Here is a 19,807-nt window from a genome sequence, read left to right on the forward strand (position 1 = left end):
TTTCAGAGATTTTATAATAGATTAATATAGAGTGGTTAATTTTTCACTTGATGCAGTGGAAACATACCCTGTTATCTTTATATATATGGATGTATAATATAGTAATATAGTAACCTATATATACAAGGCATGTAAGGTAACGGCACAAGTAGATCTGTTGGTGTTGATGATATGGCAAAAACCAAGCAGTACATAATTAAAATTGTGCCTACTGTATCAAGCAATTTCGCTAAACGGTTACAACCCACAGATGTGCGAAATCATGGTTTAGGGAGTGAATAGGAGGAAGGAACGTGGCTAAGGAAACGAATGATATATGGGATAAGGACTTTGGAGATATTATTGTTGATAGGGAAAAAACAAAGAGGTTTTCATATAGATATAGGGGTTCTATGAGGATGTCTATGGGGCTATTTTTCTCTAACAATGAATATGATTGTTGGCGCAATGCAGTTTTATCTAAAAAATTGCCATAGTCCACCTTTTTTAATTTCATCTTACATGGAAAACGGCGAACACATGTTCTCAGAACCTGAAGAAAGAAATCTTAAATATATTACAGAATTGTATGGCAAAGTTAAAGAATTGATAATTTTTTGTGAGGAGAACCAAGAAGAATTTAAAACTAACCTCCATATAGTGAAGGAATTAAGAGATGCTTTTGACCACTTAATGCGTGTTTTTGCCGTAAAGCTTGAATTGAAGGAAGGGAGGGAGGATGGATACATACAAACAAGCTTAGATAAAGTATTGGGGCATGTATTTAGGGCAGGATATGATACATTAGATTTTGCTACAATTATTTTGAGAGATAAAATTAATAAAGAAGTATCGGATTTTTCACCTTCTGCAATACAAGCTTCAATCCCAAATTACTACTCTGAAATACGACCTTCGGTTGAATCTATAACAACAGATATAATCAAATTAAGAAATAATAAAGATATAGCACAACCATCTCCAGAGTTATTTAATGAGTATTTTAAAAATGTTATTAAACTACAAGAAATGTTTAAACAAATAGTTACAGCCAAACCATCGTTGATAGAGTATGCAAACAAAGAGCGGAACGGAAAATGGAGTAATTTTTCCATACAGATTGTTGTAGGTATTATTATAGGTGCTATATTGGTTTGGGCAGGATTAAGCGGATAATTCCCACCGATTCACCAACCGCCTTTTCACCGAAATTATTTTACAATGACCACCCAATTTTCACCAAAGCCTAAAACCGTAATCATCGGAGGAGGACTTGCAGGTCTTGCTGCTGCATACAGACTTGCAGGAAAAGATGAAGTAGTGATCATCGAGAAAGAACCTGAACCTGGAGGTATGGCTTCAAGCTACAGTATAAAAAGTACGGAATTTTATCATATTGAAAAATATTATCACCATATCTTTGCAAGCGATAAAGAACTCATATCTCTTATTAATGAACTGGGGATCGGCAACAAGCTTGAATGGCTGCGCGGGACCACAGGATATTTTTTTAACGGGAAGATTTATCCAATGAATACGCCGTTTGAAATCCTGAAAGCTTTGCCTTTCATGGATGTCATAAGATTGACATTGCTGGTCATGAAAGCTAAGACCATAAAGGACAGGACTGCTTTTGATAATATCACAGCAAAAAAATGGATCATAGACACAGCAGGTGAATCGGTATATAATAGTTTTTTCGAGCCGCTATTGTCAAGTAAATTTGGGGATAATAAAGAAAAAGTGTCTGCTGCCTGGCTACTTGGAAGAGTCCAGATCCGCTCTAACAGGGGCGCAAAAGGCGAAAAGCTTGGATATATGCGCGGGGGTTTTTATGCTATTGTTGAAGCAATGGCTGATTCCATACGGAAAAAGGGGGGGAGAATAATCAATGGAAGCGTATCGAATATTGAGATAAAGGATGGTTGTGTAAGAGGCATCGTTGTAGAAGGGAAACTCATCGGCTGCGACAGGGTTATTTCAACTGTAGCTCCTCATGTTCTTAAAAAAATAATTGACCCGCATCTTCCCGGACTTGACCTGGATATAAGTTATCAGGGGACTGCCTGTGCACTTTTCGGTTTAAAGGAAGCGCTCATGGATGAAGTCTATTGGCTGAATATTAAGGAGAATGTTCCTTTTGGTGCAGTGATAGAGCATACTAATTTTATTCCGTTATCTGATTATGGCGAACATCTTGTATACGTTACTTCATATTTCCAGAACCCTGATAGTCCTCTCTGGAGTTTAAAAGACGAAGAGGTCATCGAACTATATCTGAAAGGTCTTGAAAAGCTTTTTTCCGGCTCCAGGGAAAAAGTGAAGTGGTGGAGACTTCGAAGGGATATGGATACTGCGCCTGTTTATGAAGTCGGGTATGGGAAGAAAATACTTCAATACAGGACTAAGATCAAGGGACTTTATCTTGCGGGTATGTTCTCAGAAGCGAATTATCCTGAACGAAGCATGAATGGATCGATCCTAGCAGGATTTAAGTGTGCTGATGAAGTAATAAAAGCGCCAATAAAATGATTATTTACCGGATTCTTCATAAATGATTTTTTCCTTCTCTCTCTTCAGGTCCATTTCACGGCGCGCGATGGCTTTCATTGCTTCCGAGGGTTTTACGGTCACCTGTATCCTGTGCTTCCTGTCACTCATATAAGCAGCATAACCATAGACCATATACACAATGAATGCTGCCGGGATAATGAACAACCATCCTGCGGTAAAGGCAAGGAATGTTTCAGCCGGGTAATAATATGCCGATACCATAGTGGCGCCCCCAAGAAACAGGGCTGCGATGTATTTTACTCGATGATCCATAAAAATCACACTCAAATATCATTATGTGATGACAATGTTAAAAGAATATTTGGTGGTGGATTTAGCGGTTATGAACCTGTTGCGTCACGATCTTTAAGATATGCACTTTTTGCGCCATGTTATTTGGAATATGAACTTTATCTGCCATATGAGCGATTATTGAGAAATAATATTGGGATTGTCATCATAATTTTAACACGTTATATCAGCAATGATTTCAAGTAATTCATTGTCTGGCAGCCGATTCTTATTCCGGCGGTTTCTATGATGACCCTTCGAGTTATACCGTTTGTGAGAAGAAAAGCCAGCAGAACATTCGTATCAATGATTATCATTTATTCTTCTCGGAACGCCATCTATTGACCATTTCTTCGATATCTTTCTCTTCTAATCCTTCCACTTTATCAAATTCTTTAAGTAACTTTTTATCAAGTCTAAAAATTACCTGAGTTTCTACCAAGAAATTGTCAGATGCACAAAAAAGCATGGTAGCAGTTCTGGAAAAAAGGAAGGAGCCGCCTAAAACAATTGAGGAGTGTGTTGGGTGGCTCCCCCCAATGAATGTTTTTCACCCGGCTTAATCCTATGCATGATGATGTGATTGGTCACAATGATCACACTTCATTTTTTTGCTCATTTTCGGATTTGGATATTCTGCAAAGATGCAATCGCCTTGTCATATTGGCCCGGTTACAAAGTTGTTGTGTATTGTTAATATTTCTAACACAATTCAAATGACTGATTGGAACTGAAATCCAAGAATCTATATCACAAAGAGATCATGATAATATAAAATGAATAGCAAATACCCGAATCAACTGGTGACAGGGGTCAGTTTTGGAATAACTTCGGGAGTGATCACAGCTCTTGGGATGATCGTTGGCTTGCATGAAGCCACTTCTTCAAGATTGGCGGTATTTGCAGGGATCGTGGTCATGGCAATAGCTGACGGAATGGCAGATGCCGCCGGCTTCCATGTTGTTGAGGAGGCTGAATTAGAGAACGGAAAAGCTAAACATAGTTCAAGGGAAGTGTGGATGACAACCTTTTTCACATTTCTTGGGGTTTGCGGTTTTATACTGACTTTTGCCGTTCCGATTTTGATTTATGATCTGGGATTTGCAGTTATTGTTGATATTGTCTGGGGGATATTGCTTATAGTTGCACTTAATATTTATATCGCAAAATTAAAGAATGAAAGCGCGATCAAACTTGTTATCGAGCATGTTTCCCTTGCCGTAGTTGTAATAACCATCTCATATTTTACAGGAAAATTAATAAGTGGATGGATTCAATAATCTCAGTATTAAATTCAAGGCAACCTTATGACCACTTCGCACAGTTTATCGCCGTGAGATATCAATTTCTTGATATCCAATATTGCCTTGTTCCCAAAAGCATAATTCAGCGCACCCTTGAAGGCTTCTCTGGATGTATTACATGTATATTTGTCAAATTTGTTCCCTTCTGTGGCTATATGGCATTTCCTTATAGTATATAGCAGATTTTTTCCATCTAATTTCCATTCACTTTCTGTATGGATCTTTGAATTTATTATTTCAAAAACGGTTTTAAACTTTTCCAGGTCCCAGTTCTTGATACCGTTCTCTTTTTCATATTCCTGCATTAACGAAGTTCCGATCTTTCGTCCTAAAGCTATAAAGGATAATGGAATATCCGGAATGTCTCTTAATCCTTTTAAAAAAGTCATGAACATTAGCAATTCCTGGTCAAAACTTGTCCTGCTTGTTTTCAAATTATCAACTATCTCATTGACTTTCAGACCTACATCAGGCCTGTGGGTCAATACTATCATGTTGGCCGTTGTTTTGGGATCGAATAAATGACCATTTGCTTCTAATAGCAGGACAAGTGTTTTTTTTATTTTTTCAATTGCTTCATTGGACCTGTAACTATGAAATATAATTAAATTATCGTTATCGATCTCTACTTTGTCAATTACCCTGGAAGTTTCATAAACCTCTTTTATTAATAAAAGCATCTCTTTTAAAGGTATTTCCTGTATCGGTTTTTTTGCCAGGTTTTCGATACTTATCTCACCAAGTGGTATATTATTGGAAAGCAGGTCTTCAAAAAAATTCCTGTGAACTGTAACCATATTATAATTACTTAACAGGTGTCTTTTAACTATTGCCTTCCAGAAAGCTGGGCGGCTTTTTATTCCTTTTATTATCTCATCCATATCCCCAAAAAAAGTAAGAAGGCTGTTTGTGGCTTCTTTTTTAGTTGATCTTGCAAGTTCAATCCGGATACATTCATTAATATTAAAAACAGACATTATCTCAAGAGGTATTTTTTCAAGAGAATTCTTAACCATATATTGTGATAACATGCGGGCGACGGTTCGTATCTTATTTGTTTCCCCTCTTAATTCTATCATGACACCGCTTGGTAATGTATCATTATCATATTTGAATTCAATATTAATATCCCATTCAAGTTCCTTGAACCTGCAATTAAGACAATCTTCCAGTTTCCTTATAGAATTGATCAATATAGGATCCAGCAATTCATCCAGTATATTGTCAGGGATAAGCGTACCATCGACCTCTGTCAGCATCCATTTTAAGAAGGAAGTATCTACTGCTGATGAATTATTCGGAAAAACAGATTTACCGTTACGATCGATAACCTCTCTTATTGCAGCGCTGAAATTCCCATTATGCCTTTCCAGTTGCGGCTTTAATTTATCGACACATTCTTTGTCAATGGATATATGCTTTGTAACTATCATGGTGCCTAAACCTTTCCATAAGGTTTGAATATACCCGTTTTTCCCCGTTTTGCCGTTTTTCCCTTTTGCACGAATAAAAAATTTTTAAGTTAGACAAAACCTACAAGGTGGTTTTACCTGTTGATGTTATACTTTCATTTTATAACGTATATATTTTTCTATTTTGAAAACAGAACTTTTATTGACTCATGATAAACTTTACATATTTACAAGCCCTGAATAGGGCACATGACCACTCTTGACCCCTGGGGCGTTGTCAAAATCGATAATTATTCAAAACTGTTTGATGAGTTCGGGATTTCAAAGTTTGACGACCTGCTCGGAAAGATAAAGAACCCGCACAGGTACATGCGCAGGCATGTCATATTCGGGCACAGGAGCTATGACTCTGTCCTTCGTGCGATGCTATCTGGAAAACCTTTTGCGGCATTGAGCGGATTTATGCCTTCGGGAAAGGCACATCTGGGACATAAAATGGTCATGGAAGAGATCATCTGGCACCAGCAGCAGGGCGGGGATGCGTTCCTTGCTATTGCGGACATGGAAGCGCATGCCGTCAGGGGAAAAAGCTGGAAGGATTGCAGGGAACTGGGGATAAATGAATATATATTAAGCGCAATAGCTCTTGGTCTTGAGCCTGGTGCGCATATTTATTTCCAGTCAGGGTTCAAGCCTGTGAGAGACCTGTCATTTGAACTTGGCATTAAAGCGAATTTCTCTGAGCTTTCTGCCATATATGGTTTTTCGGGTGAGACAAATATTGCGCACATGGTGAGCGCGCTTACGCAAAGTGCTGACATCCTGCATCCTCAATTGAAGGAATTCGGCGGTCCCAAACCTGTAGTTATTCCGGTAGGCTCTGATCAGGACCCGCATATCAGGCTGACAAGGGGGCTTGCTTATAAAACAAATATGTTTATGGTCGAAGAACGCCGCGCAGAGAATGGATTGATCAGCGTCCGGGGAAAAGCAGCATCAAAGGAAGCCCTGAAGGAAATTGCAAAGCGCACAGGCGGCAAACTATACGAAGAGCATGTGGATATTTCCGGACGAACACTGGATGAAGTGGAATCAGTTGTTCGGGAAGTAGAACTGAAACATGGCGGTTATGCCTTCATGCCCCCTGCCTCCACATATCACAAATTCATGACAGGACTCCAGGGCGGTAAAATGTCAAGCAGCATCCCTGAAAGCTATATAGCCCTCACGGATAAACCCGAAGATGGGGCAAAGAAAGTAATGCGGGCAATAACGGGCGGCAGGGTGACGCTTGAAGAGCAGAAAAAGCTTGGCGGTGAGCCTGATAAATGCAGCGTGTATGAATTATTGCTTTACCATCTTGTAGAAGACGATAATGAGCTTCTGGAGGTTTATAAGGATTGTGTGGGAGGCACGCGCGTATGCGGAAATTGCAAGAAATTTACGGCAGAGCTAATGCGTGGTTTCCTGAAAGACCACCAGGAGAAGAGAGAGGCGGCTAAGGAGAGGTTGGGGGAGTTCGGGTTGAGTATCACATAGCCCTTTTTGGTTTTATTTCGGGTTCAGGATAGGTTTTAGATTTGGGTGCGGGTTCGGGGGTTGGCTCTGGAATGGGTTCAGGTACCGGGACAGGTTTAGGTTCGGGAGTAGGTTCGGGGGTTGGCTCCGGAATGGGTTCTGGTACAGGGATAGGCCTGGGTTCCGGACTGGGTTCGGGGGTTGGCTGTGGAACGGGCTCTGGGGGGATAGGTTTAGGCTCAGGGGTCGGTTCAGGGATCGGCTCAGGAACAGGGATCGGTTTAGGATTGGGAGGAGGTTGCTGATACTCTCTCAGTCGTTTGATTTTTTTATTGCTAAAGTCTTCCATATTATCACACTCCACATTTTCTTATATAATTAATTGAGCTAACGTATATTTAACTCCTTTTCTCTTACTTAAAGGCTGAAAATATGTCGTGCAATATTTCTTATTCCAGTAATTCTTGATATTCCGAAAGTGTTGGAATCCTGCCAAGAACCGCGGTGATCGCGGCAAGTTCAGCCGAACCAAGATAGACCTGTGCATTTTTACCCATCCGGTTATCAAAATTACGGGTAGATGTCGAAAATACTACAGCATTATCAGCTACTCTTGCCTGGTTCCCCATGCAAAGGCTGCATCCCGGGATTTCCATTCTTGCGCCGAGTTCCTTGAATATGGAATAGCCACCTGTTTTTTTAAGACTTTTTTCGATAAGCCTTGTAGGCGGAGCGATCCATAATTTCGATTTAATGCTGCCTGCTTTTTCAAGTATTCCGGATGCTCTGTCCAGCTGTTCGATCCCTATCATACATGACCCGATAAATACTTCGTCAATTTTAACTCCCTGCGTTTCGGATAACGGTTTGATAAAGTCAGGATCATTAGGGCAGGCAAGGAGTGGTTCATTGATAGCAGACAGATCGATTTCAAGGATCTCAGAATATTGCGCATCAGGATCAGCTTCCAGCAAAAAGGGATCATTAAGCCATTCCTGCATGGCTGCTATTCGCATCTTGAGGGCTTTTGATGCATAACCTTCCTCAATGAGCGATCTTAAAATAGATATGTTAGTTTCAAGGAAGCGTGCCACCTGTTCCTTTGAAAGCGCTATTACAGCAGCTTCGGCTGACCTTTCTGCGCTTGCATCAGTAAGTTCAAAAGCCTGCTCCACAGTAATGTCGGGAAGACCTTCCATCTCCAGTATCCTGCCATTAAAGATATTCTTTTTATTCTTTTTCGGAAGTGTCAGTTTACCCTGCTTTAATGCAAAATAAGGAATTGCATTGACAACATCACGTAAGTACAGGCCTTTTTTTAGTTTGCCCTTAAATCTTACAAGTACACTTTCAGGCATGTCAAGAGGCATTACTCCTAACGCTGCGGCAAATGCCACGAGACCGCTTCCCGCGGGAAATGAAATACCTATTGGGAACCTTGTATGACTGTCGCCTCCTGTGCCAACAGTATCGGGCAGGATCATACGGTTGAGCCATGAATGGATTATTCCGTCACCTGGTTTTAGTGCAACCCCTCCCCTGTCTTTGAAAAACTGCGAGAGTTCTTTATGCATTGCTCTGTCAGCAGGCGTCGGATATGCAGCTGTGTGGCAGAAGGATTGCATAACCAGGGGCGCCATGAATTCAAGGCATACAAGTTCCTTGATCTCATCAGCGGTCATCGGGCCTGTTGTATCCTGTGACCCGACTGTCGATATTTTTGGAAGGCATGGTTGCCCTGGACGCACGCCTGGAAGTCTGCAGGCTTTTCCCACGATCTTCTGAGCCAGTGTATAACCGCGATTTGAAGCCGCAGGTTCCCCGGGTTTGATGAATATATCGTAATTTACACCAAGTGCAACCTGTGCTTTATTTGTGAGTTCTTTTCCTATTAAAAGCAAAAGCCTTCCGCCTGCCCTGAATTCATCAGGAAGTGTTTCAGGCTCAGGGCAAAATGACGCAATATCTTCCCCTTTTTCACCAAGTATCTTCCCATGTTTGAAATCCAGTGTAACTACATCGCCTGATCTTAGTGTTGAGACATCACATTTGACAGGAAGAGCGCCGCTGTCACGCGCCGTGTTGAAAAATATTGGCGCTATCTGGCTTCCGAGTATAAATCCGCCTTTTCGCTTGTTCGGGACACCTGGAATGTCCTGCCCTATCCACCAGATAAGGGAATTGGCTGCTGATTTCCTGCTGCTTCCTGTTCCAACAACGTCTGCTGCAAAGGCTATCGGATTTCCTTTTTTTTTAAGCTCCCTTATCTCAGAGAGTGCATCCGGGTAACGGATTTCAAGCATGGAGAGGGCATGGAGCGGGATATCGGCGCGGGTTCCGGCACGTGATGCCGGGGAAAGATCATCGGTATTTACTTCTCCCTGGACTTTAAATACGGTCACTTTTTGTGTTTCGGGGATTCCTTGTCCTCCTGTAAACCATTGCGCTTTTGCCCAGTTTTCAAGAACCTTTTTTGCGCTGGGGTTTGTAACTGAAAGCTCTTTTATCCGGTCAAAGAAACCGAAAATAAGGATCGTATTTGAAAGGGCAAAAACCGTTTCGTCCGCAAGTTCCTTATTACCCAGCAATTCAATGAGCGTCTCAATATTATACCCTCCTTTCATCATGCCTAAAAGGGAGACTGCCTCGCGCGGCGTGAGCAGGTTAGACCTTTTTTCGCCCAGGGCAATTTTTCGCAATATTTTTGATTTTTCAAGAGCAGCAGGGTCAACACCAGGTGGAATGTGATTTTTCAGGAGTTCCAGGATAAAATCTTCCTGGCCTTCCGGGGGATCAAAAACAAGGACTGAGAGCGCTTTAACCTGTTCGGCATTCATTGGAAGCGGGGGAATTCCCTGTTTTTGCCTTTCTATGATATGGTTTTGATAAGATTCAAGAATTTCCGGTGTCATAGGATTCAAAATGGCGGTTCTTAGTATTAATTTTTTGATACTTACGATAAATTAATATTGACTAAATGCCATACACAATGAGATTATGAATTTATCCTATTTCCTCAAAAATACTGTATATGCGATTGTTTTTGGATTCATGGGCTTAATAATAGGCATATGGACATCAGATATGTTATATATGGTATTACTAAAAAATATTGACCGCGTGACCACTATATACATATCAGTTGGCGTGATCGTCTTGATCATACTATCCGCATCAGTTCTGGGTTTTGCAAAAGGTAAGAATTTGCTTGAATAATCTTTTTTTCGGCGTTTATTTTGAAAAGCTTTATTAGACACACCTGACCATTACGGATTCGATAGAGATGAATATTATTTTACTTGGGCCGCCCGGAGCAGGAAAGGGCACGCAGGCCAAAAAAATACAGGAATACTATTCACTTCCCCATATTTCTACAGGGGATATCCTGCGTGAAAATATTAATAATAATACAGGTCTTGGAATAAAGGCAAAATCTTATATGTCAAGGGGCGAGCTTGTCCCGGATGAACTTTTGATAACTCTTATCAAGGATAGATTGTCAAAAAAAGATTGCGATGAAGGATTTATGTTAGATGGTTATCCCAGGACGATCCCGCAGGCTGATGCCTTGCAGATGATATTGACAGAATCGGGTAAGAAGATTGATGCGGTCCTTAATATCTCAGTGGATGACAACGAACTCATAAAGCGCCTGTCGGGGCGAAGAATGTGCAAATGCGGGGCAAGTTTCCATGTTTTATTCAATAGTCCTGAAAAAGAAGACGTATGCGATGCATGCAAAGGGAAATTATACCAGCGCGAAGATGATAAACCTGAAGCCATAAGCAACAGGTTAAATGTATATAAAAAACAAACGCAGCCATTGATAGATTATTACGATAAGAAAAAAATACTCCGGACAATTGATGGAAGCAAAGATATATCACAGATTTTTGAGGAAATAAAAAAAGTATTGGAGGAATATGATAAAAAAGACACTAAATAAGCTTGCAATGGTTCTGGGTATTTTTTTAATGTTTGGTATTATTATGTTTCCCGAAATGAGGGATGTAATAGGCAAACTTATGGACACCCTTTTGAAACCATTATTGGGCTGGCTTCCAATACATATGATAATTTTCGTGCTGGCGGCTTTTACAGGTCTTTACGCAACAATTGTCCAGAAATATACGATGGACTGGGGATTAATGAAACGCGTCCAGGAGAAATCGAAAACAATCCAGAAGGAAATGCGTGAAGCCCAATTATCCAACAATGCTGCGAAAATAAAGAAATTAGAAGGGCAATATGCTGAAATGATGGGCGATCAGATGGAGATGTTCAAGCAGCAATTCAAACCCATGCTTTATATAAGTATTATCTCAATCCCGCTTTTCTACTGGGTGTATCTTCTCATCAGCCAGAACCCTGATGCTACCATGATATTTCCTTTCTGGGGAGAACAGAAATTGGATGCAACTGTTTTCTGGGTATTCCAGTACTGGCTATTCTGGTATTTCATGTGTTCAATACCTGTCAGCCAGATGACCAGAAAGGCGTTGAATATAGGTGGAATGCCGCTGGATACAAAGGTGTAGCGTAATTGATAATCACGATCAGCGGCCCTCCCGGAAGCGGAAAGAGCACTCTCTCAAAGATAATTTCAGTTAAGCTTGGCCTGGAACTGGTCTCTATGGGAGATATATTCCGCAAATGCGCGCAGGACCGGTGCATGTCACTTGATGAGTTCGGGCAAATTGCCAAATGCAATGAAAAAATTGACCATGAGATCGATGCGATGCAAAAAAAGATCGCAAATGAAAAAGATAATATTGTGATAGAAGGAAGGCTTTCCGGCTTTCTTGTGGATGCTGATCTTAAAATATGGCTAAAAGCGCCTCTTGAAGTACGAGCCCGGCGCATTGCTAAGAGAGAATGTAAATCAGTAGAAAAAGCAATGGAAGAGACTTCTGAAAGGGAAGAGTGCGAAAGGGAACGTTATTTGAAATATTATGATCTGGATGTTAAAGACCTGTCAGTTTATGATATAGTAATAGATTCAAGTAAGTGGAGCGCACAAGAGATAAGTGAAATTGTAGAAAAAAGTGCTGGCTTCCTGATATAATATGATACTGCCATCTGAAATAAAAAGAGAGACACTGATAAAATCCGAGGATACGACCGACGATAAGTATGGTAAGAAACCGCAGGATCGCCCAATTGAAGAATATATTAAAAAAGGGGCGATCAATCTTGACAAGCCGGCCGGGCCAACAAGTCATGAAGTGACCTCATGGGTAAAAAAAATCCTTTGTTTGAACAAAGCAGGACATAGCGGTACTCTTGACCCCAATGTGACCGGGCTTCTTCCTGTCATGCTTGAGGATGCAACAAAAGCCGTTGATGGTCTTCTTACGGCAGGGAAAGAGTATGTTTGCCTGATGAAACTCCATACGGTAATGCCGGAAAATGTTATAAGAAAAGTTATGTCTGAGTTTACAGGTGATATTTTCCAGAAACCTTCAATTAAATCAGCGGTTAGACGAGAAACAAGGATCAGGACTATTTATTATAATGAGCTTCTTGAAATAGAGGATAATAATGTACTTATTAAGGTAGGCTGTGAGGCAGGAACTTATATTCGTAAATTATGCCACGACATGGGGATGGCAATGGGAACAGGCGCGCACATGCAGGAATTGAGGCGCACAAAGTCAGGTCCTTTCCGGGAGGATGAAACATTGATAACTCTTCAGGACCTTCAGGATGCTTATATTGAATGGAAGGAAAACGGGAATGAAAGCGTATTGCGAAAAGTTATCCTCCCCATGGAATTCGGGGTTTCGCATCTTCCGAAGATAGTTATACGCGATAACGCTGTGGATGCGGTTTGCCATGGCGCAGGTCTTGCCGCGCCTGGTGTGCTTTCGGTTGAGACCGGAATTGAAAAAGGCGATGTAGTTGCTGTTTTTACGTTAAAGGGTGAGGTAGTGTCCCTGGGTAATGCACAGATGAAAACAATGGATATCTTCAAAGCTGCGACCGGGATCGTTGTCAGTACGGACAGGGTTCTTCTGGAAGCGGGCACATATCCAAAGGGATGGAAAGCAAAAGTTTAATAAGCCATTCACTTCGAAAATTATATATTTACTATTGTTCATGATAGATCGGTTTTAACTATGATTAATAAATTACAAAAGATAATATTCATGGGATTATTTGTATTCGGAGTTGTTTTCATAAGCGGTTGTTTACAAGAAAAACCCGAACAATCGATTGGGGCTGAAAACTCTAACAAATCTGCTCAAACGTTAGAATCCCGCCTCAGTGAGTTAGAAATAAAAGTTAATGAACTTGATGAAATGAATAATTATAATGGTTTAATGAAACAAAGCACTAAAAATCTTATACCATTACCCCCGTTCAAGATAATTGTCCATTTCAACAAAGACCGGGTTTATTTTTTCAAAGAAAACGGTGAGCTGGAAATAACACAGGATGACCCTCTTCCATATAAAGCCAGTTATATAATATATTCTAATAATAATACTATTAAGATTTCACCGCCAAAAACCAATAGTAATATCAAATTTGATGATTTTGATCCGTACTGGCTAAGATTATTTGATGAATATGCCGTGAAAACCTACGAAAATGGCTGGATAGACTGGGTTGAACAGTATGATATCAAAAATAATTAGCAGGCGAAGATACTGAACAGGTTTTTATACTTCAAATATCTATTAAGGGCAAGAAGTATCGATACCGCTATTTGATGCTTTTTTTCACATGCCGAGGTAGTCTAGCGGCTAAGGCGCAAGCCTGGAAAGCTTGTGGGGCTCTGCCCCACGGGAGTTCGAATCCCCCCCTCGGCGCTACTGATGTATAGGAAAATAGATGGTAGGATAGATTCAATAATATCAGTTATGCCCTTTACACCGTTCCATTTTGGCCCCGCACTGTTTTTCGGTTTGTTGTTATTCCGGTATATCCACTTCCCAACATTTCTTATTGCAAATGTCATTGTTGATATAGAACCTTTCCTCATTTTGTTTTTTAATTCTGGTCATTCACTTCATGGTTTTTTCCATTCTTTTGCAGGTGGTTCAATTGCTGCCGTTATTCTGGCACTTTTAATGGTTAAAATGGATAAATATCTCCAAAATCTCCTTGTGACCCTCAAACTTTCGCAGGATTTTTCATCAAAAAGCATCTGGATGGCATCGTTTTCGGGAATATTCCTGCATATACTATTTGATTCCCCTCTTTATCGTGATATCAAGCCGTTCTATCCTTCTGATTTCAACCCATTTTTCAATACCGGATTTTTCACAGGATTTGATATTTATTTCCTTTGTATATTACTTTTTGTTGCAGGAGTTGTAATATATGGATATAAATATAAGGATAAACTGCATGCAGAAAAAAAATCATTCTGATAAAAAAATCAATTTCTTCATAACTTCGGACACTTTCCCTTCCATATCGGTCACAGGAAATTCATGTTCCCTTATGTGCCAGCATTGCAAGGGTAAATTGCTGCAGCGCCTGATCCCTGCAACCACAAATGAGGAGCTTGAAAAGAAAGCCCTTATGCTTCACAGGTCAGGCGCAAAAGGAATACTGCTGACAGGAGGCTGTGATAAGCAAGGGCGCGTGCCAATTAAAAGTTTAATACCTGCAATAAAAAAGCTCAAGGAAACAACTGACCTTATTCTTATCGCGCATACAGGTTTCATATCCAGGGAAGAAGCAGGATCATTAAAAGACTCCGGCCTTGATGGCATCGGGTTTGATGTAATGGGCGACATGACTTCAGTGCTGGATGTTTACGGCCTTCATGTATCAGAAAAAGAATATATGGACAGCCTTCAAGCCATTTCAGATTCAGGACTGCTCATCTTTCCCCATGTTTGCGTGGGAATCCATTTCGGGAAATTGAGCGGGGAATACCGCGCCCTTGAAATGATCCGTTCGATAATGCCTACAACGGTAATCATAACCGGATTGATGCCAGTAGTCGGGACTCCAATGCAGCATATTAAGCCGGATCCATTAGATTTTGAAAAAATCATAAAGAAAGCAATCGTTATGTTCCCTGATATTCCAGTCATATTAGGATGCGCCCATTCAAGCGGAAAAGACAGGGCTGATATTGAAAAGATCGCACTTCTTTGCGGCGTGTCAGGAATTGCAGCGCCGACTTTTGAGACAATAAGGTTTGCTAAGGAAAGTAATTATGAAATAAATTATTATGGCACTTGCTGCGGTCTGATTCCTGTTGATAGAATGAAGATAAATTACCCATTCTTACCCACCCTCAAGAGGGCCTGGTAATATACCCAGATGATATGAGATTTCAAGAAATAATAAACCTCTGAAGATATACCCGTACTTCTAAGATTCCTGATCAGATCAGGAATATCAAGTTCAAGAGGGCAATTTTCCATACATTTCCCGCAGCCAAGGCATAATTCCAGCTTCTCATTCGGTTCATTGGTATATACCGAATAATAAGCTAATCCCTTGCCTCCGAGGTAGCTATCTATTGCGTACTCATTCCCGATAGTATTATACATGGGACAATGCAGCAAACAGTTCCCGCATCCTATGCATTTAAGAAGTTCTTTAAATCCTTTCTTTGCAAGGTCGCTCCTTTTATTATCGACCAGAACAAGAACGATTTCAGATGGATTATGAACCCCCTTAATGAATTTCTTTTCCACATCTGCTGTTTTGCTTACACTGGTTATTATATCCACAAATGAAGGGATTATCGCACCTGTGGCATTATAACATAGTATCCTTATCATATTTATAGCAGATTCAATATCAGGATATATCTTGTCTATCGAGGTCACTACAATATGTTTTTGTTTCCTCATGACCTCATGGATATTTCCTTCATTATGTGTCATGATAATAGAGCCTTCCTCAGCAGCGATGGCATTGGCTCCTGTAATTCCGATTTTTGCCTTATCAAGGCTTGAAACGATATCCTCTTTTACTATTTTCACGATATCTTCAGGTGTTTCTGTAACTGGTACATCATAATATTTTGAGATGCCTTTTGCAATTTGTTTTGCGGAAAGATGAGTCACAGGACCCGTGGGATGTGAAGGCTTTGCATTCAATATCTGTAAGATCCTGTCCCCGATATCTGTTTCCACAACAGTTGCCCCGTTTTTTTCAAGAAATTTTGTTAATTCCAGTTCCTTGGTCACATTGGATTTTGATTTTACGATGAACTTTTCCTTCCCTATCTCATTCAATATTATCCCAAGCGCTTCCTGCTTTTCCCTGGCAAGATAGACCTTTATTCCGTTTTTCTTGAGATTTGCGATAGCCTGTTCAAGAAGCACTTCATTTCCCACACAAAGTTCACGTGATGAAATAAGTCTCTCTGTTCTTTCTGCAAAGCCTTTTGACTGGTTAAAAGCCTGCCTTTCTTTAACCGAGTCAAATGCTTTACGAAGCGCTCTGACTTCTTCATTGTTCATGATGTTTTTTAATTCCTGAGTGTTTAATATCTACTTTTAAACTATTTAAATCTGATGAAAAACAATAAATTGTATATATAAAGAGGATAAGGTTAATTCCGGCTATAAGAGGTATTAAGAATTCAATATTCGCAAATGTACCTGTTTTTGATTCCTCCAGGACAAAGTGCAGGTTGAACAAAAAAGTTATTGTTGCTGATAAATACACATAAGAAAGACGCCTATCAAGGGCCATTGCAACTGCAAGCGGAGCAAAAAGAGAAAAGAGATACCTTTCATGTATCCGGGTAAATAACATAAAAAATCCGAAAAATAATATTGCTGTGGCAATATATATCGACCTATCGTCTTTTCGTTTTGTGATAATATACGCCACATAAATAAAAAGCAAGCCGAATAAGAGATATCCCCATATTCGATATGTCAAAAACAGGAAAATCTTATTATCAGGCTGGAACAGGCCTCCAAAAGACCATATATTCAGAGCGTTTAAAGAATTAAACGGATACTGGGTATATGATGAAAAATATAGCCTGAACAATCCAAAAATCGATGTGTTCAGATAGAAAGGCAATGCCACAAGCACAAATACAGTAAATGATGCAATTGATACTTTTACAAATGTAAGTAGTGAATGTTTTTTCAGCATTATCAGGGCAAAAAGAGGAACAAGTACAAGACTCTGGGGTTTGGTCAGGATCCCCATGGCAAGAGAAGTTCCTGCAATCATCGGCTTTCCTGAGACAAATTCCATAAGAGCAAACATTAAAAACAGCGTGTAAACTGAATCTACCTGCCCCCATATTGCAGAGTTGTAGATGATAGCAGGATTGAATGCATAAACTGTCATGGAAAGGAAAGACATATTGAAACTTCCATATTTCCTTACGATCAAAAATATCAATAAAGCAGTTGCAATATCAGCTATTATAGCAGGAGTTTTTAGTAAAATTGTAAAAACAGGGGACTGGATATCAAAGGATGAAGATATGAATAATTTATAAAATGCTCCTACTGCCCATAGAATATAGATGTATAACGGGGGGTAATCGGACTTTACACCATGATAGAAATTAGAAATTCCCGTAAAGTGAACTCCACGGCTCCATGTCCTGAACAGTGAAATATCAAATTCAAATCCCTGGAGCGTAGATAGATACATTCGTACAAGAAAAGCAAAAAATAAAATTAGGGCAATCGATATATATTGATTTCTTTTAATGCTAAACCAGGTGTTGATCTTTGATTTAATATCTTTTCCAGTAATCTGGAAAGGTTTGAGAGTTATGGAACCATCCCCAAGGTTTAATTGTGAAACCAATATTTATGATTTTCCATGTACTTTCATGAAATGATACTATTCTTCCAATAAAACAATAGTTTGATACGCCCACCAGAGAATCATAAATGATAATTATGGGTGACATAAAAAATCTTCTGGAACGGTTATCGAACGCTCACGGGGTTTCGGGATATGAAAATAATATCCGGAAAATCATCGAGGAGGAGATACGGTCTTTTGTAGATGAGATCAGGACAGATAAAATGGGAAATCTTCTGGCCACAAAAAACGGCGGATCTCCCCGATTGATGCTTGCCGCTCATATGGATGAGATCGGGCTTATGGTAAAATATATCGATGAAAAAGGAAGAAACAAAAAAACCGGTTAAAGCCAAAGATATGTTCATAGATGTGGGAGCAAGGAGCAAAGATGATGCAGAAAAATCTGGCGTATTCCCTGGAACACCCATCACGTCAGATACGGAGTTCAAGCCACTCTGTAATGATTTTGTCACAGGCAAGGCTCTTGATGACCGTGGAGGCTGTGCCGTACTGATCGAAGCGCTGCAGCGGATAAAGAATGTAAAGGCCACCATACATGCTGTTTTTACAGTACAGGAAGAAGTCGGCCTCAAGGGCGGCCGTACTTCTGCTTTCGGGCTTGATCCCGATGTTGCGCTCGTGTCAGAAGTCACATTTACCGGAGACCACCCCGGGATCGAGAAAAAAGATTCAGCGCTCGAAATCGGTAAAGGACCTGTTATCACAGTAAGTGATGCCGAAGGACGCGGAATAATCGTATCCGAACCTGTATTGAAGTGGTTACAAAATGCAGCCGGGAATATCCCATATCAGTTAAAGGTGGGTTCAGGGGGACAAACGGATGCTTCTATCATACACCTTACCAGGGAAGGAATACCAACAGGCGTGATCAGCACACCATCAAGATATATCCATACACCTGTAAACGTATTGAGCATGAATGATCTTGAAAACAGTGTAAAACTTATAGTACGGGCAGTGGAAACAGTCGATCAATTGGGAGTGTAACCTTTTTTGCTGAAACTATCCATTTGAATATCCTTTCATATTTATAAATATATGTCAACCCTTTCACCGAAATAGACTCTCAGCTGGTTAAGTATAATGCCCCAATCACGCATAGGCATTGTCCATTTCTCAGATGCGTCAAACACTATCAGATACAATATTTTGAATAGTGAATCATCTGTTGGGAATGAACTTTTAGTTTTAGTGATTTTCCGTATCTGCCGATTGAAATTTTCTATCGCGTTAGTCGTATATATTATTCGTCTTATCTCAGGAGGATATTTGAAAAATGTTGATAAATATTGCCAATTATCTCTCCAGCTCTTGATTGCATATGAGTATTTATCGGCCCATTTAGTCTCAAATCTGTCAAGAGCAGCTAATCCTGCTTCCTCATTGGCAGCAGTGTAGATATCTCTCATATCTGCACAGAATTCTTTTCTGTCCTTGTAACTGACAAATTTAGTACTATTTCTTATTTGATGAACTACACATTTCTGAATCTCCGCTTTAGGAAAAGTCGCTTTGATTGCATCCTCAAATCCCTTTAAACCATCGACAGAACAAATAAGAAGATCCTTTACCCCACGATTTCTTAGGTCAGCAAGAACACCCATCCAGAATTTGGATGATTCCGATTCGCCGATCCATATGCCAAGAATATCTTTCTTTCCTTCAATAGTCACGGCAAATACAACATAGGCAGTCTTCTTCATTATCTGGCCATCCTTATTCACGTTAAAAACAATACCATCCAGATAGATTATAGGATACATTTCATTCAGCGGTCTGCTTTGCCATTCTTTAGCAAGTGGAAGGATCTTATCAGTTATCCTGGTAACCATTTCAGGAGAAACATCAAGACCATATATTTTATTCATATGGGATCCTATGTCTCTGTTGCTCAGTCCCTGAGAAAACAATGAAACGATCATTCCTTCAAGATCGCTTGATAATGTTCTTTCGTGTTTCTTCACA

21 protein-coding genes, 1 tRNA gene and 1 pseudogene are annotated in these 19,807 nt (G+C 40.1%); 16 read left to right on the forward strand and 7 right to left on the reverse strand.

Annotated elements, in window-relative coordinates; all coding sequences use genetic code 11:
* The first annotated feature begins 293 nt into the window (after positions 1-293).
* The 3 genes from CL181_RS19655 to CL181_RS00765 are packed head-to-tail and all read left to right on the forward strand — an operon-like array spanning position 294 to position 2,511.
* Positions 294-476 (forward strand): hypothetical protein, encoded by a 183-nt coding sequence (locus CL181_RS19655; RefSeq protein WP_141398746.1) that lies wholly within the window; start codon positions 294-296, stop codon positions 474-476.
* 25 nt (positions 477-501) lie between these two features.
* Positions 502-1,155: a hypothetical protein gene (locus CL181_RS00760; protein ID WP_176504991.1), complete on the forward strand. Its 654-nt coding sequence runs from the start codon at positions 502-504 to the stop codon at positions 1,153-1,155.
* A gap of 45 nt (positions 1,156-1,200) precedes the next feature.
* Positions 1,201-2,511, forward strand: a complete 1,311-nt coding sequence (locus tag CL181_RS00765; RefSeq protein WP_097297342.1) for an NAD(P)/FAD-dependent oxidoreductase — start codon at positions 1,201-1,203, stop codon at positions 2,509-2,511.
* Here the strand turns inward: CL181_RS00765 and CL181_RS00770 are convergent, their stop codons facing one another.
* Both CL181_RS00770 and CL181_RS20990 read right to left on the reverse strand, forming a co-directional pair.
* The gene (locus CL181_RS00770) at positions 2,512-2,805 is read right to left on the reverse strand and encodes a hypothetical protein (protein WP_097297343.1); all 294 of its coding nucleotides are present in this window, start codon (positions 2,803-2,805) and stop codon (positions 2,512-2,514) included.
* A 200-nt stretch (positions 2,806-3,005) separates the two neighbouring features.
* Positions 3,006-3,140 carry a hypothetical protein gene (locus tag CL181_RS20990; RefSeq protein WP_255251356.1) on the reverse strand — a complete coding sequence of 45 codons (135 nt, stop codon included), beginning with the start codon at positions 3,138-3,140 and terminating at the stop codon, positions 3,006-3,008.
* Between the two features lie 459 nt (positions 3,141-3,599).
* Here CL181_RS20990 and CL181_RS00780 point away from each other — a divergent pair, with 459 nt between their 5' ends.
* Positions 3,600-4,103, forward strand: a complete 504-nt coding sequence (locus tag CL181_RS00780; protein ID WP_097297345.1) for a hypothetical protein — start codon at positions 3,600-3,602, stop codon at positions 4,101-4,103.
* A gap of 14 nt (positions 4,104-4,117) precedes the next feature.
* Here the strand turns inward: CL181_RS00780 and CL181_RS00785 are convergent, their stop codons facing one another.
* Positions 4,118-5,560 carry a hypothetical protein gene (locus CL181_RS00785; protein WP_097297346.1) on the reverse strand — a complete coding sequence of 481 codons (1,443 nt, stop codon included), beginning with the start codon at positions 5,558-5,560 and terminating at the stop codon, positions 4,118-4,120.
* A gap of 228 nt (positions 5,561-5,788) precedes the next feature.
* Between CL181_RS00785 and CL181_RS00790 the strand changes: the two genes are divergently transcribed.
* A complete protein-coding gene (locus tag CL181_RS00790; protein ID WP_097297347.1) occupies positions 5,789-7,078 on the forward strand; it encodes a tryptophan--tRNA ligase in 1,290 nt (429 codons plus the stop codon).
* 71 nt (positions 7,079-7,149) lie between these two features.
* On the forward strand, positions 7,150-7,362 hold the full coding sequence (locus tag CL181_RS19965; RefSeq protein WP_176504992.1) for a hypothetical protein: 213 nt from the start codon (positions 7,150-7,152) through the stop codon (positions 7,360-7,362).
* A 144-nt stretch (positions 7,363-7,506) separates the two neighbouring features.
* On the opposite strand, the gene CL181_RS00800 is transcribed toward CL181_RS19965, so the two are convergent.
* Positions 7,507-9,969, reverse strand: coding sequence for a bifunctional aconitate hydratase 2/2-methylisocitrate dehydratase (locus CL181_RS00800; protein ID WP_217993043.1), 2,463 nt, complete (start codon positions 9,967-9,969; stop codon positions 7,507-7,509).
* A gap of 85 nt (positions 9,970-10,054) precedes the next feature.
* On the opposite strand from CL181_RS00800, the gene CL181_RS00805 reads away from it, so the two are divergent.
* From CL181_RS00805 to CL181_RS00845, 9 genes are all read left to right on the forward strand, one after another.
* Positions 10,055-10,273 carry a hypothetical protein gene (locus CL181_RS00805; RefSeq protein ID WP_097297348.1) on the forward strand — a complete coding sequence of 73 codons (219 nt, stop codon included), beginning with the start codon at positions 10,055-10,057 and terminating at the stop codon, positions 10,271-10,273.
* Positions 10,274-10,340: 67 nt separating this feature from the next.
* A complete protein-coding gene (locus tag CL181_RS00810) occupies positions 10,341-11,003 on the forward strand; it encodes an adenylate kinase (protein ID WP_097297349.1) in 663 nt (220 codons plus the stop codon).
* Positions 10,981-11,595, forward strand: coding sequence for a DUF106 domain-containing protein (locus tag CL181_RS00815; RefSeq protein WP_097297350.1), 615 nt, complete (start codon positions 10,981-10,983; stop codon positions 11,593-11,595). Before CL181_RS00810 ends, CL181_RS00815 begins: the two co-directional genes overlap by 23 nt.
* Before the next feature lie 5 nt (positions 11,596-11,600).
* Positions 11,601-12,122: a (d)CMP kinase gene (cmk, locus tag CL181_RS00820; protein ID WP_097297351.1), complete on the forward strand. Its 522-nt coding sequence runs from the start codon at positions 11,601-11,603 to the stop codon at positions 12,120-12,122.
* A 1-nt stretch (position 12,123) separates the two neighbouring features.
* Positions 12,124-13,116 carry an RNA-guided pseudouridylation complex pseudouridine synthase subunit Cbf5 gene (locus tag CL181_RS00825; protein WP_097297352.1) on the forward strand — a complete coding sequence of 331 codons (993 nt, stop codon included), beginning with the start codon at positions 12,124-12,126 and terminating at the stop codon, positions 13,114-13,116.
* A 60-nt stretch (positions 13,117-13,176) separates the two neighbouring features.
* Positions 13,177-13,698, forward strand: coding sequence for a hypothetical protein (locus tag CL181_RS00830; RefSeq protein ID WP_097297353.1), 522 nt, complete (start codon positions 13,177-13,179; stop codon positions 13,696-13,698).
* Positions 13,699-13,788: 90 nt separating this feature from the next.
* Positions 13,789-13,872: transfer RNA gene (locus CL181_RS00835), tRNA-Ser, on the forward strand.
* Positions 13,873-13,923: 51 nt separating this feature from the next.
* Positions 13,924-14,436, forward strand: a complete 513-nt coding sequence (locus CL181_RS00840) for a metal-dependent hydrolase (RefSeq protein ID WP_097297359.1) — start codon at positions 13,924-13,926, stop codon at positions 14,434-14,436.
* The gene (locus CL181_RS00845; protein WP_176504993.1) at positions 14,414-15,334 is read left to right on the forward strand and encodes a radical SAM protein; all 921 of its coding nucleotides are present in this window, start codon (positions 14,414-14,416) and stop codon (positions 15,332-15,334) included. Before CL181_RS00840 ends, CL181_RS00845 begins: the two co-directional genes overlap by 23 nt.
* Here the strand turns inward: CL181_RS00845 and CL181_RS00850 are convergent.
* Positions 15,298-16,497 carry an LUD domain-containing protein gene (locus tag CL181_RS00850; protein ID WP_097297355.1) on the reverse strand — a complete coding sequence of 400 codons (1,200 nt, stop codon included), beginning with the start codon at positions 16,495-16,497 and terminating at the stop codon, positions 15,298-15,300. The two genes, CL181_RS00845 and CL181_RS00850, sit on opposite strands and share 37 nt — an antisense overlap.
* A complete protein-coding gene (locus CL181_RS00855; protein ID WP_141398748.1) occupies positions 16,487-17,818 on the reverse strand; it encodes a hypothetical protein in 1,332 nt (443 codons plus the stop codon). The genes CL181_RS00850 and CL181_RS00855 overlap by 11 nt, the downstream gene beginning before the upstream one ends.
* 284 nt (positions 17,819-18,102) lie before the next feature.
* Between CL181_RS00855 and CL181_RS00860 the strand changes: the two are divergent.
* Positions 18,103-18,829: pseudogene (locus tag CL181_RS00860) on the forward strand (M42 family metallopeptidase).
* Positions 18,830-18,870: 41 nt separating this feature from the next.
* Here the strand turns inward: CL181_RS00860 and CL181_RS00865 are convergent.
* A partial coding sequence (locus CL181_RS00865; RefSeq protein WP_097297357.1) for an IS256 family transposase occupies positions 18,871-19,807 on the reverse strand: 937 nt, incomplete at its 5' end.

The organism is Candidatus Methanoperedens sp. BLZ2, from assembly GCF_002487355.1.
Classification (GTDB): domain Archaea; phylum Halobacteriota; class Methanosarcinia; order Methanosarcinales; family Methanoperedenaceae; genus Methanoperedens.

Bases quoted from the DNA above. Each gene is read 5' to 3' on its own strand.
- CL181_RS00810 (WP_097297349.1), top strand. From the start codon at position 10,341: ATGAATATTATTTTACTTGGGCCGCCCGGAGCAGGAAAGGGCACGCAG.
- CL181_RS00825 (WP_097297352.1), top strand. From the start codon at position 12,124: ATGATACTGCCATCTGAAATAAAAAGAGAGACACTGATAAAATCCGAG.
- CL181_RS00815 (WP_097297350.1), top strand. From the start codon at position 10,981: ATGATAAAAAAGACACTAAATAAGCTTGCAATGGTTCTGGGTATTTTT.
- CL181_RS00780 (WP_097297345.1), top strand. From the start codon at position 3,600: ATGAATAGCAAATACCCGAATCAACTGGTGACAGGGGTCAGTTTTGGA.
- CL181_RS00845 (WP_176504993.1), top strand. From the start codon at position 14,414: ATGCAGAAAAAAAATCATTCTGATAAAAAAATCAATTTCTTCATAACT.
- CL181_RS00785 (WP_097297346.1), bottom strand. From the start codon at position 5,560: ATGATAGTTACAAAGCATATATCCATTGACAAAGAATGTGTCGATAAA.
- CL181_RS20990 (WP_255251356.1), bottom strand. From the start codon at position 3,140: ATGATAATCATTGATACGAATGTTCTGCTGGCTTTTCTTCTCACAAAC.
- CL181_RS00765 (WP_097297342.1), top strand. From the start codon at position 1,201: ATGACCACCCAATTTTCACCAAAGCCTAAAACCGTAATCATCGGAGGA.
- CL181_RS00805 (WP_097297348.1), top strand. From the start codon at position 10,055: ATGAATTTATCCTATTTCCTCAAAAATACTGTATATGCGATTGTTTTT.
- CL181_RS00850 (WP_097297355.1), bottom strand. From the start codon at position 16,497: ATGAACAATGAAGAAGTCAGAGCGCTTCGTAAAGCATTTGACTCGGTT.
- CL181_RS00770 (WP_097297343.1), bottom strand. From the start codon at position 2,805: ATGGATCATCGAGTAAAATACATCGCAGCCCTGTTTCTTGGGGGCGCC.
- CL181_RS00800 (WP_217993043.1), bottom strand. From the start codon at position 9,969: ATGACACCGGAAATTCTTGAATCTTATCAAAACCATATCATAGAAAGG.
- CL181_RS00790 (WP_097297347.1), top strand. From the start codon at position 5,789: ATGACCACTCTTGACCCCTGGGGCGTTGTCAAAATCGATAATTATTCA.
- CL181_RS00830 (WP_097297353.1), top strand. From the start codon at position 13,177: ATGATTAATAAATTACAAAAGATAATATTCATGGGATTATTTGTATTC.
- CL181_RS00760 (WP_176504991.1), top strand. From the start codon at position 502: ATGGAAAACGGCGAACACATGTTCTCAGAACCTGAAGAAAGAAATCTT.
- CL181_RS00840 (WP_097297359.1), top strand. From the start codon at position 13,924: ATGCCCTTTACACCGTTCCATTTTGGCCCCGCACTGTTTTTCGGTTTG.
- CL181_RS19965 (WP_176504992.1), top strand. From the start codon at position 7,150: ATGGGTTCAGGTACCGGGACAGGTTTAGGTTCGGGAGTAGGTTCGGGG.